This is a genomic window from Escherichia sp. WS1368 (assembly GCF_046487485.1).
Taxonomy (GTDB): Bacteria; Pseudomonadota; Gammaproteobacteria; order Enterobacterales; family Enterobacteriaceae; genus Escherichia; species Escherichia coli.
On sequence record NZ_JBJQJI010000003.1, the window covers coordinates 154,277 to 169,586 of the forward strand.

At 44.7% G+C, this 15,310-nt stretch carries 13 protein-coding genes; 3 read left to right on the forward strand and 10 right to left on the reverse strand.

Annotation, left to right across the window (positions count from 1 at the left end; translation table 11 throughout):
* The first annotated feature begins 5 nt into the window (after positions 1-5).
* From kdsB to ACJHYD_RS09515, 3 genes are read left to right on the forward strand one after another with little or no spacing between them, the layout of a single operon-like run.
* The gene (gene kdsB, locus ACJHYD_RS09505; protein ID WP_001554265.1) at positions 6-746 is read left to right on the forward strand and encodes a 3-deoxy-manno-octulosonate cytidylyltransferase; all 741 of its coding nucleotides are present in this window, start codon (positions 6-8) and stop codon (positions 744-746) included.
* Positions 743-2,770 carry a capsular polysaccharide biosynthesis protein gene (locus ACJHYD_RS09510; RefSeq protein ID WP_021561376.1) on the forward strand — a complete coding sequence of 676 codons (2,028 nt, stop codon included), beginning with the start codon at positions 743-745 and terminating at the stop codon, positions 2,768-2,770. The genes kdsB and ACJHYD_RS09510 overlap by 4 nt, the downstream gene beginning before the upstream one ends.
* Positions 2,771-2,804: 34 nt before the next feature.
* Entirely contained in the window at positions 2,805-4,043 is a 1,239-nt protein-coding gene (locus tag ACJHYD_RS09515; RefSeq protein ID WP_021561377.1) for a capsule biosynthesis protein, read from the forward strand.
* Between the two features lie 120 nt (positions 4,044-4,163).
* Here the strand turns inward: ACJHYD_RS09515 and ACJHYD_RS09520 are convergent, their stop codons facing one another.
* From ACJHYD_RS09520 to gspH, 10 genes are all read right to left on the reverse strand, one after another.
* Positions 4,164-4,763: an acyltransferase gene (locus tag ACJHYD_RS09520; protein WP_021561378.1), complete on the reverse strand. Its 600-nt coding sequence runs from the start codon at positions 4,761-4,763 to the stop codon at positions 4,164-4,166.
* Between the two features lie 129 nt (positions 4,764-4,892).
* On the reverse strand, positions 4,893-8,345 hold the full coding sequence (locus ACJHYD_RS09525; RefSeq protein WP_021561379.1) for an HAD family hydrolase: 3,453 nt from the start codon (positions 8,343-8,345) through the stop codon (positions 4,893-4,895).
* A gap of 247 nt (positions 8,346-8,592) precedes the next feature.
* Positions 8,593-9,261 carry an ABC transporter ATP-binding protein gene (locus tag ACJHYD_RS09530; protein ID WP_021561380.1) on the reverse strand — a complete coding sequence of 223 codons (669 nt, stop codon included), beginning with the start codon at positions 9,259-9,261 and terminating at the stop codon, positions 8,593-8,595.
* On the reverse strand, positions 9,258-10,034 hold the full coding sequence (locus ACJHYD_RS09535) for an ABC transporter permease (RefSeq protein WP_016238548.1): 777 nt from the start codon (positions 10,032-10,034) through the stop codon (positions 9,258-9,260). Before ACJHYD_RS09535 ends, ACJHYD_RS09530 begins: the two co-directional genes overlap by 4 nt.
* Positions 10,035-11,089: 1,055 nt before the next feature.
* Entirely contained in the window at positions 11,090-11,626 is a 537-nt protein-coding gene (gene yghD / locus ACJHYD_RS09540) for a GspM family type II secretion system protein YghD (protein WP_021561381.1), read from the reverse strand.
* Position 11,627: 1 nt separating this feature from the next.
* Entirely contained in the window at positions 11,628-12,806 is a 1,179-nt protein-coding gene (gspL, locus tag ACJHYD_RS09545) for a type II secretion system protein GspL (protein WP_021561382.1), read from the reverse strand.
* Positions 12,803-13,780, reverse strand: a complete 978-nt coding sequence (gene gspK, locus ACJHYD_RS09550) for a type II secretion system minor pseudopilin GspK (protein ID WP_021561383.1) — start codon at positions 13,778-13,780, stop codon at positions 12,803-12,805. Before gspK ends, gspL begins: the two co-directional genes overlap by 4 nt.
* On the reverse strand, positions 13,777-14,382 hold the full coding sequence (gspJ, locus tag ACJHYD_RS09555; RefSeq protein ID WP_021561384.1) for a type II secretion system minor pseudopilin GspJ: 606 nt from the start codon (positions 14,380-14,382) through the stop codon (positions 13,777-13,779). Before gspJ ends, gspK begins: the two co-directional genes overlap by 4 nt.
* On the reverse strand, positions 14,379-14,750 hold the full coding sequence (gene gspI / locus ACJHYD_RS09560; RefSeq protein ID WP_021561385.1) for a type II secretion system minor pseudopilin GspI: 372 nt from the start codon (positions 14,748-14,750) through the stop codon (positions 14,379-14,381). The genes gspJ and gspI overlap by 4 nt, the downstream gene beginning before the upstream one ends.
* Entirely contained in the window at positions 14,747-15,310 is a 564-nt protein-coding gene (gene gspH / locus ACJHYD_RS09565) for a type II secretion system minor pseudopilin GspH (protein ID WP_109553696.1), read from the reverse strand. The genes gspI and gspH overlap by 4 nt, the downstream gene beginning before the upstream one ends.

The window sequence follows — 15,310 nt, forward strand, 5'->3', positions numbered from 1 at the left end:
TTGAAATGAGCAAAGCTGTTATTGTCATCCCGGCTCGTTATGGCTCATCGCGTCTGCCGGGTAAGCCACTGCTCGATATTGTTGGTAAACCGATGATCCAGCATGTTTACGAGCGTGCGTTACAGGTGGCGGGCGTTGCGGAAGTTTGGGTGGCAACAGACGATCCGCGTGTTGAACAGGCCGTGCAGGCATTTGGCGGGAAAGCCATCATGACGCGCAACGATCATGAATCCGGCACCGATCGGCTGGTCGAGGTGATGCATAAAGTCGAGGCAGATATCTACATTAACCTGCAGGGCGACGAACCAATGATTCGCCCGCGGGATGTAGAAACGCTGTTACAAGGAATGCGTGATGACCCCGCGTTGCCAGTGGCAACGCTATGCCACGCGATTTCTGCCGAAGAAGCGACCGAGCCAAGCACGGTAAAAGTGGTGGTAAATACCCGCCAGGATGCGCTTTATTTCAGCCGTTCGCCTATTCCGTATCCGCGTAATGCTGAAAAAGCGCGCTACCTGAAACACGTTGGTATTTACGCTTATCGTCGCGATGTGCTGCAAAACTACAGCCAGTTACCGGAGTCCATGCAGGAGCAGGCAGAATCACTGGAGCAGCTGCGGTTGATGAGCGCGGGGATCAACATCCGCACATTTGAGGTTGCCGCAACCGGTCCGGGCGTCGACACCCCAGCATGCCTGGAAAAAGTGCGCGCCCTGATGGCACAGGAACTGGCTGAAAACGCATGATTGGCATTTTCTCGTCCGGTATCTGGCGTATTCCGCATCTGGAGAAATTTCTGGCGCAACCGTGCCAGAAACTTTCTCTGCTGCGCCCTGTTCCGCAAGAAGTTGATGCTATCGCCGTGTGGGGACATCGTCCCAGCGCGGCGAAACCAGTCGCCATCGCCAAAGCAGTGGGAAAACCCGTCATTCGTCTGGAAGATGGATTTGTGCGTTCGCTGGATCTTGGCGTCAATGGCGAGCCGCCGCTTTCTCTGGTGGTGGATGATTGTGGCATTTACTACGATGCCAGCAAGCCTTCAGCACTGGAGAAACTGGTACAGGATAAAGCCGGAAATACAGCTCTGATAAGCCTGGCCAGAGAAGCGATGCACACCATCGTGACCGGGGATTTGTCGAAATATAACCTAGCACCTGCGTTTGTGGCTGATGAGTCAGAACGTTCAGACATCGTTCTGGTTGTCGATCAGACATTTAATGATATGTCAGTGACGTATGGCAATGCTGGCCCGCATGAGTTTGCTGCCATGCTGGAAGCCGCGATGGCGGAAAATCCTCAAGCCGAAATTTGGGTGAAGGTGCATCCGGATGTCCTGGAAGGAAAGAAAACAGGTTATTTCGCTGATCTGCGCGCCACGCAACGAGTACGTTTGATTGCCGAGAATGTCAGCCCGCAGTCGCTGTTGCGACACGTTTCCCGGGTTTACGTCGTGACATCCCAATACGGCTTTGAAGCCTTGCTGGCAGGAAAACCAGTAACATGTTTCGGCCAGCCCTGGTATGCAGGCTGGGGCTTAACCGACGATCGCCATCCGCAGTCCGCTTTGTTATCTGCCCGACGCGGTTCTGCCACGCTGGAAGAACTTTTTGCCGCTGCATACCTGCGTTACTGTCGCTATATCGACCCGCTCACGGGGGCCGCAAGCGATCTATTTACCGTGCTGCAATGGCTGCAATTACAGCGCAACCATCAGCAACAGCGTAATGGCTATTTATGGTCGCCAGGCTTAACGCTGTGGAAGTCGGCAATCCTGAAACCTTTCTTGCGTACCGCAACAAACAGACTGAGTTATTCACGCCGTTGTACTGCGGCGACGGCTTGCGTGGTATGGGGTGTAAAGGGAGAACAGCAATGGCTAGCCGAAGCGCAACAAAAATCACTGCCGTTATGGCGAATGGAAGATGGTTTTCTGCGTTCATCCGGACTTGGCTCTGACCTGCTGCCGCCGCTATCGTTGGTACTGGATAAACGCGGGATCTACTATGACGCCACGCGCCCCAGCGACCTGGAAGTCCTGCTTAATCACAGCCAGTTAACGCTGGCGCAGCAGATGCGAGCTGAAAAATTACGCCAGCGACTGGTTGAAAGCAAACTGAGTAAGTACAACCTGGGAGCCGATTTCTCTCTACCAGCCGAAGCCAAAGATAAAAAAGTTATCCTGGTGCCGGGTCAGGTAGAGGACGATGCCTCTATTAAAACAGGCACTGTCTCGATTAAGAGCAACCTTGAGTTATTACGCACAGTACGCGAGCGTAATCCGCACGCCTACATTGTTTATAAACCGCACCCGGATGTACTGGTGGGGAATCGCAAGGGCGATATTCCGGCAGAACTAATTGCTGAACTCGCTGATTATCAGGCACTGGACGCAGATATTATTCAATGCATTCAGCGCGCAGATGAAGTGCACACCATGACATCATTGTCCGGGTTTGAAGCGTTATTACATGGCAAGCAAGTTCATTGTTACGGCCTGCCCTTCTATGCCGGTTGGGGTTTAACCGTTGATGAACATCACTGCCCGCGCCGCGAGCAAAAATTAACGTTAGCAGATTTGATCTATCAGGCGTTGATTGTTTATCCAACCTATATCCACCCAACACGGCTACAACCTATTACGGTAGAAGAAGCTGCGGAATATTTAATCAAGACGCCGCGCAAGCCGATGTTTATTACCCGAAAAAAAGCGGGGCGGGTAATACGCTATTACCGCAAATTAATTATGTTCTGCAAGGTCAGATTTGGCTAAACAATTTCATAGTTGACTATTACGCAAATTATTTATGCAAGGTAATGCACTAACCGTTTTATTATCCGGTAAAAAATATCTGCTATTGCAGGGGCCGATGGGACCTTTTTTCAATGACGTCGCCGAATGGTTAGAGTCATTAGGACGTAACGCTGTGAATGTTGTATTCAACGGTGGGGATCGTTTTTACTGCCGCCATCGACAATACCTGGCTTACTACCAAACGCCGAAAGAGTTCCCCGGATGGTTACGGGATCTCCACCGGCAATATGACTTTGATACCATCCTCTGCTTTGGTGACTGCCGCCCATTGCACAAAGAAGCAAAACGTTGGGCAAAGTCGAAAGGGATCCGCTTTCTGGCATTTGAAGAAGGATATTTACGTCCGCAGTTTATTACTGTTGAAGAAGGCGGAGTGAACGCATATTCATCGCTACCGCGCGATCCGGATTTTTATCGTAAGTTACCAGATATGCCTGCGCCGCACGTTGAGAACTTAAAACCTTCAACGATGAAACGTATAGGTCATGCGATGTGGTATTACCTGATGGGTTGGCATTACCGTCATGAGTTCCCTCGCTACCGCCACCACAAATCGTTTTCCCCCTGGTATGAGGCTCGTTGCTGGGTTCGTGCATACTGGCGCAAGCAACTTTACAAGGTAACACAGCGTAAGGTATTGCCGAGGTTAATGAATGAGCTGGATCAGCGTTATTATCTTGCCGTTTTGCAGGTGTATAACGATAGCCAGATTCGTAACCACAGCAATTATAACGATGTGCGTGACTATATTAATGAAGTCATGTACTCATTTTCACGTAAAGCGCCGAAAGAAAGTTATTTGGTGATCAAACATCATCCGATGGATCGTGGTCACAGACTCTATCGACCATTAATTAAACGGTTGAGTAAGGAATATGGCTTAGGTGAGCGCGTCATTTATGTGCACGATCTCCCGATGCCGGAATTGTTACGCCACGCAAAAGCGGTGGTGACAATTAACAGTACGGCGGGGATATCTGCGCTGATTCACAACAAACCACTCAAAGTGATGGGCAATGCCCTGTACGACATCAAAGGCTTGACGTATCAAGGGCATTTGCACCAGTTCTGGCAGGCCGATTTTAAACCGGATATGAAACTGTTTAAGAAGTTTCGGGGGTATTTATTGGTGAAGACGCAGGTTAATGCGGTTTATTATGGGGAGTGGATGTTTGAACATGAAATTAAGGTAGATACGGAAACCAATGTTATCTCAAGTTCGCGCCTATGATGACCTGAATTTAATTATGTTTTTATCAACCATATTTTTATAAAATGATCCCTCAACAGTGATTTTACATATTTTTTTATTATAATTGTAGACAAATTAATTGTTTTTGTTCAGTTTTCATTATTTAAAAGTCCTGTCCCACTTTATATTCTCTCTTATTAACTGGGCCGGGACACCAGAATAAATTGAGTTTTTCCTTTTTAGTTCTTTTGAAACAAATGATTTTGCTCCAATTACACATCCATCTGGAATGATGCTGCCTTTATTAACAGTAACACCTTCACATAACCAAACGTTATTACCAATGAATACTGGTTTTGCATGATTTATTCGCTCATTACTTTCAAGATCATAAATAGGATGCTCATCAGAGTTTCGTATATACACAGAACTAGATAACATGCAATTTGAACCAATATTAATCTCTGAGCCTTCCATTGAAAATATATTAGCAGACACAGATGTGGTATAAGAATCAATGATAATGACCGAGTTGTTCTGCCTCAAATGAATAGCCCCACGTATACTACAGTTATTCTTTATAATCAACTTACAATTATTACCCAATATATTTATGTTTAATCGCCTCAATATAACCGAGTCACCTACATCGATAACATTATCAGTACCAATTATATTTACATTAACATCAGATGATATTTTTGCATTAGAATGAATAATAATATTATTGTTATATTTAAAACTATCAAATTTATTCACGATTAAAATCCTCACAAGCTCCTGCACATATAAAAAACGCATGTATTTTTATTAAAAAATAACAAAAGCACACCACTGTCATTCACGAAGAGTTTAATACCCCTTCGTGAATGAATATTCAACGCATTTTTATTTCCAGGAGGCCATTTTTTTTATGATTTTGTATTTTGAGTCTTTAAAAAAACCATCCCTATTATTTTTATACTTAAGGAATTTCTTTTGAGATACGAGTGACTTTATTATTTTAGCCTCAACAGCCCTTTTCCAGTTATATTTTATAGTTTCCTTGGAAGTAATATTAGTCGGCGTTTTAACAGACTCTTTCAATTGTGGAGATGGTTTTGAAGACTTGTTCGCCACTGCTTTTTTTGAATATAAAACAGCAGCCCCCTGACGCCATACAGAGTCTTTTGAAAAATCTTTATCCGTAGGTGAAATTATATATTTCCGTTTCACACCAGCAAGAGCATCTTCAAATGTGTGTCCGATAAATAACTGTGCATCTGTAAAATCAGGTGTTTGTAAAAAAGAGCTAAGCGTACGTTCAGCAAGGAAGGGATCAATCCAGATTTGATCAATAGAATCCCTAAAATTATTCATCATGTCAGTTGCAAATTGAATTGCCCCCTGATGAACTAACTCTAACAAAATACGTCGATGGCCAATACTACTTTCTGGACGGAAGATTGGTTTAAAACCATCATCATCAGATATTGTGATCAGGCTAGGTTCTGTATGACATATTAAATATTCTATTAGAGGCCTATTTTGGACAACATAGCTTGGATGATTAGCAGATAGTAAATCCCCCATAAAACCATTGCATTTCAGCCCCTTGTCAAACCAAATCTCTGTTCCTTGTAAGGTTGCATAATAATAACCATCTAATGGTTTATTTATTAGAGATGAAAGAGCACCTTGCATATTAGCTCGCCACCCTATATCAACAATTGCTGGTTTTTTTTCTGTGCTAAGACCAGTGCTATTGACATAATTAAGATAGCTTTTTCTTTCATTTTTTGCATGAGTTAGTATTATATCACTAATAATAGTGCATAAATTTAATAACTTTTTACGCTCTACAATGTCAGTAGTTAATTTATCTTCAGGACCTATAAAACCAGCCTCTTCCCATTGTTCCTGCGTTATCTTCGTTACATTAATACCAAACCTGTCTTCTAAAAGAGTACCAACGGTAATATTGCCTTGGTATGGATGGCTGGATAAAGATATTACATCACTAAGTGTTCTCAAACTAGCAACACGAGTTGCTCTTCTTGAAGCATACAAATATGTTGTCGATGGTACATCTTTATCATCTTTATGTATAACATCATAAACTTGTTTTAAAAGCCACCCTTCACGTGACAAGAAATATAAGTGAGAAATATTATCTTGTTTAGCTTTGCGTCCTAGCCATAACATGAAAGCAGAGACGAAAGGACCAATCCCTGCATATCCTAAATTAACAGGATCACCATAGAAATGGCTCTTTTTAGCACCCGGATCAATTTCGCTATCAAAAATCTTTTGTGCTGTTAATCCGGCTAATAAAGAGCGAGACAATTCATTATTACCTATTTTTTCTGGATATATTTTTGAGTAGACCTCACTACTACGCAAACGGTCGATAGAACGTATAAGTCTATATGTTTTAATACCTCTAGCCTTAGGCTCTTTATTATCAGAGATATTATTATCACCAATATGCAAAATATTATTAGGAGATACTCCGGACTCATTAATAACAAGATCAAAAAGCCCCCCTTCTTTTTTACTGACACCGTATTCATTTGAAATATATACTTTCTCAAAGCCATCATATCCATTAATTTTAAGGATGTTAAGAATAGCATCCTTAGGTAAATACATATCAGATATGATGTAAATAGGTTTACCTGTTTTTTTTGCTATATCCCACAGCTTTTTACCAGCAGGGCGAGGTTTAATTATTTTTGTTTCATACTCAACCTCCGCCCATTTCATGTTATTAATTGTTTCTCTATCCAGCTTGTAAAACTCTTTTATCTTATCGTAAATTTCATCTAATGTTACCTCTTTTGAGTCTTTCTCATTCCTAGCTTCGACCTCTGAGACGTGTCTAATTCGAGAAAAGTTTTCTGCCACCCCATTACTAATGTGTAGCATTTTTGTTTCTAAGAACTTAAAAACATCAATTGGCACTTCTGTTGGGCGATAAACTAATGTATCAAAAATATCAAAGGAAATTATTTTAATAGCTGAGTCATTTACAAATTTACTAAATCGTTTTAATTCATTTATTTTATTACTAATTGGTTTATTTATTTGACTTAGGTCTTTGATTACTCGTTCTGTTCGGAATGAGTTGAATAGCTTGTCTTCATATTTTTCATCAATAGATAAAAATGAAGGTAAGTCATATATATTATTTATACCACTACGCTTGACATTTAATAAATCTTTAAGAAGTCTGGACAAAAACTTCCCATCTTTGGTGACAGAGTGTGCAAGAGGTTGGTTTCTTGTTAATATAAATGACAGAATGTTTAGCGATTCTTTCCTCAAAGTCTGGTAATGTAATGGAGAACTGTTATTGGAATAAGGAGTTAGATATGTATTTCCATAAACTTTAAGTTGTCGTCCCCAAGAAATCCCTTGTAACCCAAGAGATGACGAACATGTTACAACCTCATCTACTAATGGTAATAAAAATTGAGATATGCTGCTAATTTTATCGAAACTTGGATGGTATATGAGATTTGGCCACTTAGCTTTAAGACTGCTAACCACATCATTAGTTAATATTGTATCCGCAACTCTAGGTGTTATATATTGAGTAACTACAATACCTGTTTTTTCATCGGAATCCTTAAGGACATCAAGTAAAAACTCCATCTGATTAGAGTATGGTGTATCCGATTGAAAAGAGTAATGAGCACTAACTTGTAAGGGAAGAAGAATTAACTTCTCATACTTTTCTGTAGGATCAAGGTCTTTTCTTTTAAATGGTGTAAGTGTGTTTATCTCATATTTTGATCTATCTATAAATAAGTTAGCTAAACTTATTTCATTCTCTTGAAAATTACATTTTTTAATATCTTCGCTATAAATTGAAAGAGTGCTACTCTTATAAAGCCCATTAATATCGAATGTTATAAAATGTGGATATGGAGGTCTACTGAATACTCCAGGCATTTGATTTACTATCAATGCATCAGGGAACATTTTTTCTAAAAATGGAACTGGCGTCTCCCAAAGTAAAATAACATCATAATGATCATCCAAATAGTTTGATAGGGTACTAGAAATATTTTCAATTTTCTTTTTAACATTATCCTTTTGCTTGTAAAGCTCAATCGACAAATCATTGAGCGAACCAAAGCAATTTATTTGATCATTTATATTAAAGTTTATTATCTTTATATTTTTACATGCAAAAGAGCGCAGAATATCAAGATTCGAAGGAAGAAATAATGTGACATCCCAACCTTCTTCAGAAAGAATATTACCTTGTGGGATTAGATGATTTTGAACAGCATTTTTATAAAAATTCAAATCACCATGTGCGGACCAAGGCGGAACCCAAAGTAATAATTTCATATCTACCTCTAACTTAATCTATAAATTTTTACTTACTGCTACTTAGCATATTTTCACAATATAAATGGCATATAGTAGATGGTACAAAATATTTAATCACTCGTAGTATTCAGCTTTACCAAATTAAACATGCCCTTTGCAATTATTTTTATCGATACAATAAACAATTTACTTTTCGATATATTCTAATTATATAAACTATTAAAATTTAGTTATTGTTAAATAATGTCACGTAGAATCCAGATATCTAACTTGTGAGCAATAAATTCCGATACTCATCAACCCCCTCCTGAACATCCTCATGAAAACTAACCGCATTATCATCCTTAAACACAATCGCCACATCACAAAACTCTTTCAATGAATTCAAACTATGTGAAACCATTAAAAAGCTAGATTCTTTATGCCTTTCTTTAAACAATTGAGCGCATTTTTCTTTAAACCTGGCATCACCGACTGCGGTTACTTCATCGACGATATAATAATCAAACTTAAATGCCATGCTTAAACCAAAGCCTAAACGCGATCGCATACCAGATGAGTAAGTTTTAATCGGCATATCGAAGTACTTACCGAGTTCGGCAAATTCTTCAACAAACTCAATTTTCTCTTTCAGCTCTTCTTGCTTCGCGTATAACCGCGCAACAAATTTTACGTTTTCGCGTCCGGTTAAACTTCCCTGAAATCCACCTGCAAGGCCGACTGGCCATGATATTGTTTTATTAGTGATGATCTTTCCACTGTCGGGGCGGTCAATGCCGCCAATCATTCTCAGTAACGTTGATTTACCCGCTCCGTTGCGACCAATAAAGGCGACACTTTTTCCTGAAGGGATTTCGATGTTTAAATCCTTAAAGACATAATGTCGACCCGTTGGCGTGCGATAGGACTTCGTCAAATTCTCAATCTTAATCATGATGTCAGCATTGCCTCTTCACGCGTTCGGTATAACGCCAGACTGATGAACAGGGTGACCAGAGTAAACATTGCCAGGTAGTTCAGACTCACGCCTTCGCTGATATAGCCAGGCATAACTGCCTCGCGGCTTAACTCTACGACATGCACTAATGGATTCCAGAGTAGATATGACCAGTATTGCTTCGGAATCGAGTGTAGAGGGAACATGATGCAGGAGATGAAATACAGCGGCTTAAGCAGTATCGGCAGGACCTTTTGCATTTCAGGGAAGGTTTTACCAACGACCATGAATATTAAGCCAACGCCACATGAAAGAATGATTAACAAACTCCAGGTAAGCACAAGTTGTAAAAAGTTTGTTATTTCGAAATATTCGCCTGCCATCCAGACGATAAGCATAAGCAATATATAAACAGCAACGTAAATCAGTGTCTCAAGCAGTGCGCGTGCAATGATCGTATCGATGGGTTTTACTGGTCGATAATTAAACAGCCCCTGATTCGCTTCAATAGCACCTACAGAACGATTGCTGATACTGCTAAAGATAAAAAAGGGAATCAGGCCATTAAGTAAAAACACCGGGAATGAGATGTCTGGCATCGTGCGGTGCATAATGTAACCAAAAATGCCCAACAGTATCAGCAAATGCGCAGAGGGTTCGAGAATCGCCCACAAATATCCCAGACGGAACTTACCAAAGCGTGTTCGTATTTCTCGTAGAAATAATGCCTCTACGGTGACTTTCTGGACTTCAAATCCACTTCTTGCCATTTGATGATGTGATCCTAATCTCTTCAGGTACGCTACCGCCCCTGGCTTAACAGCTACCAATACACTGGAGGTAATGCTTATTTGTAACTGGATAAAATTTACTCAGACGGTTTGACCTTTTTAATAGCCGCAAAAAATTTCAGCAGAAATCATTTCCGCAGGGATAAATAGATCTATTTCCGTCTCGTTTCTTCTAATCCATTCTTCAGGCATGAATGTATTCGGTCTTCTGGTAATTTCAGAAAACTGGCCGTTTTAGAATGTAGAGTTAATTTCCCAGGAAATTATTTTTTGTTATTACTGTTAACTACTTGATTATAATACCCCCATGGATTTTATGCGTAACAATACCTGCAATCTGTTTCAAACCAGAACGCACGCGATTGATTACCAATAAATTGTTCACCGAGAAACTATTTCCCTATTTAAAATTCACTCGTGTACTTCTTATTTATATCTACAGCCCCCTCTTTACAGCCATATTTGTGATTCATATCACATTTAAATGGTGTTATTTAAGTCGCATCAATAATCCCGAAGGTAATTATTTTCGTCGATTAAAATATACATCTTGATTATTATGTGTGTTTATTTTAACCAGTGTTACAACCAACACCATCCCTCAGTAGATATACCTGAGCAGACATTTCTTAAAATCAATGAATAGTTTCACTGGAAATTATTATGCTTATTTGAAATTCCCTTTCTGATTATCTCCAGGAATTTTACTAATTTCCAGGCTACACAAAATACAGATCACACAAGAATTATCCTATATGTTTTGGCCTATCAATTGTTACTCAATGATTTATTGCAACTATTAATAATCATAATGTGTCAAAACACTTAAGCAACTTTACAGTCTGAGAAAGGTGTCGATTAACGAAGGCTACATGGTGAAAAACAGGTTCCTTCAGTGTTACCGAATATTCCGTGGTGGTCTGGAGGGAGATAATTCTTGCTACATCGAAACTCAGCCCGGTAAGCGGGTTTGACAGTTCCGCACTCACCATTGGGCTAAGGGTTATCAGGTGGGGTTAAGGAAATGGCAATACCTACCCCCGTCCAAATTCCAGTCGCTGCACATTCACCATCCCAGGCTTCTCACCCGCACTGACATCAATTTGTGTCACCCGCAGCGCATATTTTTCATCCAGTGCTTTTAACCAGTTCAGCAGGTCATTAAACACCACCGGATCTATCCAGACTTGAATATTCTCCCCACGCTCGGCAATCCGTTTGATGACCACAGAGTGCACGGAAGCACTATCGCTGATGACCCGCGATACCTGCGCAGGCGTTGTTGTGGCAGATTTTCGCGCTGCAATAATATCCGGCGCGGCGTTCTTCAGTCGGGTGTTCATCGCCACCAACTGCTGCAACATCGTCTCCTGTTGTTCTATCCGTTCGCTCAACGGCTGCCAGAAGAGAACGTAATATCCGGCGCTAAACAGGAACACCACCGCTGCCAGTAACATGCCCTTTTCACGCGGAGAACGCCCCGCCAGGTGTTGTGTCAGCCAGTGTTCGCCACGGCTTAACTGGCGTTCACGCCATTGCTGAAAATAGTGAATAAATTTATCGCGTAACATGTTATTTCCTCCGCAACGTTACGCCGCCGGAAACCGCATCACCCTCTTTCTGTAACGCGTCCTGTTGCACAACATAATCTGCCGCCAGTGCGCTACGCAGTTTGTCGAAGCTGGCAAAGTTCGCAGCCCGTAGCTGGAGGTGAAGCGTCTGGCGTTTTTGATCAAAGGTGAAACCACGCATTTCGATGTCGGTAAGTGACGCTGATTTCAGGGTACTGGCGATCGCTGACAATTCTGCGAGCAACCGGGTATCGTCGGCCTGTGGGCGATATTTTTTCAGCGCCATCGTCACCTGAGAGCGTAAATTCACAATCCGCTTCTGCTCCGGGAACAACGTTAAGAACTTTTTTTCCGCCTGGGTGCGGCTTTGCGCCACCTGTTCGCTGACGCTCCATAACGTCACGCCCCGTTCCACTGCCAGCGCAACCAGAATCAGCAATATCGGCAGAATCATCACCCGCCAGCGCGCCCACTGTTTTCGGTAGCTGACGCGAGGCTGCCACGGCCCTGTTAGCAGGTTCCCTTCCGATTCGCCATAAGTGGTAATGGCGGGCAGAGCCGTCACTGTCAGGCGTTCGGCGTCTGCACCAGCCCATGCAGACAGTTCTTCCGGTGCAATGCCGACCACGGTTAGTGAAAGCGGTAAATCCTGCTCATTGAGCTGTGCGCGGAACATGACCGGAGCCAGCGCCCGCCCGGCGCTCCATCCCCGGCATTCATCGATGCGGCAGATAACCCGTTGCGCATCGCCAGCCATAAACCCACAAGGAATGGACATCCAGTCTGGCGCGACGGTAGCGCGGGTGATGCCGTTTGCCTGCAACCACTGCGCAATGTTGCGCATATGCTGCTGGTGAATCACAGCTACGGTTGCCAGTTGCTGGTCGATTTTCAACGGGGCGAAATGCAGTTCATCGATATCCTGGTTCAGCTCTTCTTCCAGCAAGGCGGGCAGAATCGTCGGTATCTGCTTGCGAGGCACATCAGGCAGTTCAACCTGCCAGACGCTGATCCATTCGCCGGGAATGTAGAGTCGAATCGCATCGGTTTGCAGCCATTGCTGGAGACGTTCGTCAGCAACGTCAGGCCAGATACCGTGTTCCACATCGGGTGTACGGCGCTGCCAGCGGATGGTGTCGGAGGCGCAAAGCGGGAAAAAAATCTCAAGTATGGAACTCACTCACTTTCTCCTGTCTGATGCCAGAGAACCGAAAAGTGTTGTGGGCCCATGCGGACAATTAACGAGTTCATCGTCAGTTCAATCTCATTCACGGTGATATCTGAACGCAGCCAGAAGTAATTGCTGTCCACGCTCAGGACGGTTTTTAGCTGTTTTTTAGTACGCTCATCGACGTCAGCAAGTAGCGGCTGCGCAAGAAACTGATCGACATCTTCCCAGCCCTTCGCCGGACGTTGTTGTAATAACGCCCGCGCCTGAACAGGGCTTAACCACGGGTCAAACAGCGCCTCAAGAATCACACTTTGCGCGACGTCCAGGGTATTGATGTTGATTTGCTGGCGGGTCATCGGCAGCGCACAGACCAGCGGTTTCAGTTTTTGATAAAGCCCGGCGTCCATTCCCTGTACCACGCGCATCTCACTGATATCGGCCAGCGGTTGATTGGCGGCGTAGAACGGCACCGAGCGGGCGAGATACTCGCTGTCTTCACGCCCCAGACGCGTCTGCACGCTGCGGTCCTCGTCAATAAACTCCCACAGGCTTTCGGCTATCAGTTCGGCCCGATAAGCAGGCACATCCAGGCGCGAGATCAGGGCAATCAGTTGTTGTACCGCGATAGGACGCGACGCCGTCGTCGGCTGAGCGAGGGCATTCAGGTTAAAGCAGGCCTGTGCGTCACGCAGAGTGACGGCAATTTGCCCCTGCGGCAGTGGGAAAAAACGAGGGCCAGAAGCCCACGGCTGTGCCAGATGCACACGCTTTTCATTTTTCAGGCTCAGACTGAGTGCGCTCAACGCCAGGCTTTCTGCACTGGCGCTGTACCACAGCGCCTGCTGGTACTCCTGCTGGCTGCGCGTTCGCCCAAGTTGTTGCTGCATCCGCCCGGAAAGCGTGATGGTCACCAGCATCATAACCGCCAGCAATACCAGCACCACGACCAGTGCCATTCCGCGTTTTGGTGGTAAGGTGATCATGATAATTGCGGCCCGCGTAACAACCAGATGCGTTCAATTTCGCCCCATTGCGGCGAATGCAGGGTTATGCGTACTGCCACAGGAATCGCCTGCACTGATGACCAGCTCTCCTGCCAGCGGGTGCCGTCGTAGAACTGCAAACGGAGCGAATCCGCCGGGATTAATTTTTGCGTTGTTGGCTTCACGCTGCCTGCCGCATCGGTCAGTGGCCAGGCTAACCGTTCGAGATAGCCGTCATGAATGCGGTAACCAACGGTGAGCAGATTGCTGCGTGGCAGACGCATCAACGGGTTAACCACACCGCCGCGCACAAAACGCATTCCTCCACTCTCAGACGCCAGCACGCCAGGGCCAGCCAGTAACGCAGGTTCACGCTGGCCCTGATCGCCTCTTACCGGACGCGGCATCATTTGTGTCAGATCGTGGGTCAGAAAACTCATCGTTTGCTGCATGAGGTTTAGTTTTTGATCGTGTCCGGCGACGGCGCTATTCACGCGTGTGACGCCGTTAGTCACCTGCTGCGCCATCAGTGCCAGCGAGGCAAAAATGGCAATTGCCACCAGCATTTCCAGTAACGTGAAACCAGCGCAAGTCCTTCTCACTGTTGGCCTCCCACGGCGCTAAACCAGGCGCGTCGTGACTGAATAACCGGCGAAAAATCTTCGTGACGGCTGACTTCAATATCCACCGCCTGAAGTAGCGCGTTACCTGTATTCAGCGGTGTGGTTCGCCAGTACCAGCGGCTTCCTGCCATATCGCTCTCGCCCTGGTGGCTGACCGCCCGCTGCTCGCGGGTCATCAGGTAGAGCAGCGCAGTCTGGTTTTCAGCCACCCAGCACGCTACCGTTTTTTCCTCAAGAACGTGCTGATTACTCAGCGCACCGCTGGCAATCTGTAACACCGCCGTGGCAGCCAGCGCAAAAATCGCCAGCGCGAGCATCACTTCCAGCAAGGTAAATCCGCGCTTCATCGCATCCTCTCATCACATTGATTGAGGGATAACGCGCCATCGTGTGCCAGTTTTACCGCCCAACATGCGTTTTGCGCCGCCGAGTAGAAGCGCAGCGTAAACGGCGTGGCGGGTTCAAAAGGCGAAAAACGGATCTGCGGCGTCTTCTTTTTCGCCTCTTTTTGCAGCTCCAGTTCAATATCGTGCAGCGTCAGGCGACGACGCTGCAGCTCCAGCGCATACTCCTTCTGCCAGATATCACTTCCGGGTTGTAACAGCATCTGCACCTGTTTCTGCACCGTAACCTGTGCCGATAACCGGGTCGCAGAAACAGGCAACCACTGCCCCTGACGACGCTGCATAAACTGGTATCCCGGCGGGTCGATTAGTACACCGAGTGTCTGCCCTTCGATCACTGCCCTGTCTTTAAACTGCGCAAAGCGAGTCAGAAAATCCTGCGCCGCTTTTTTCGCGGGCGATTCAGAATCGGTCGCAAAAGTCTGCACCACGCCCGCACTGGCAAGGCCGATAAGGAAAATCACCAGCATGATTTCCAGAAGAGTGAATCCGCGTCCAGGCAC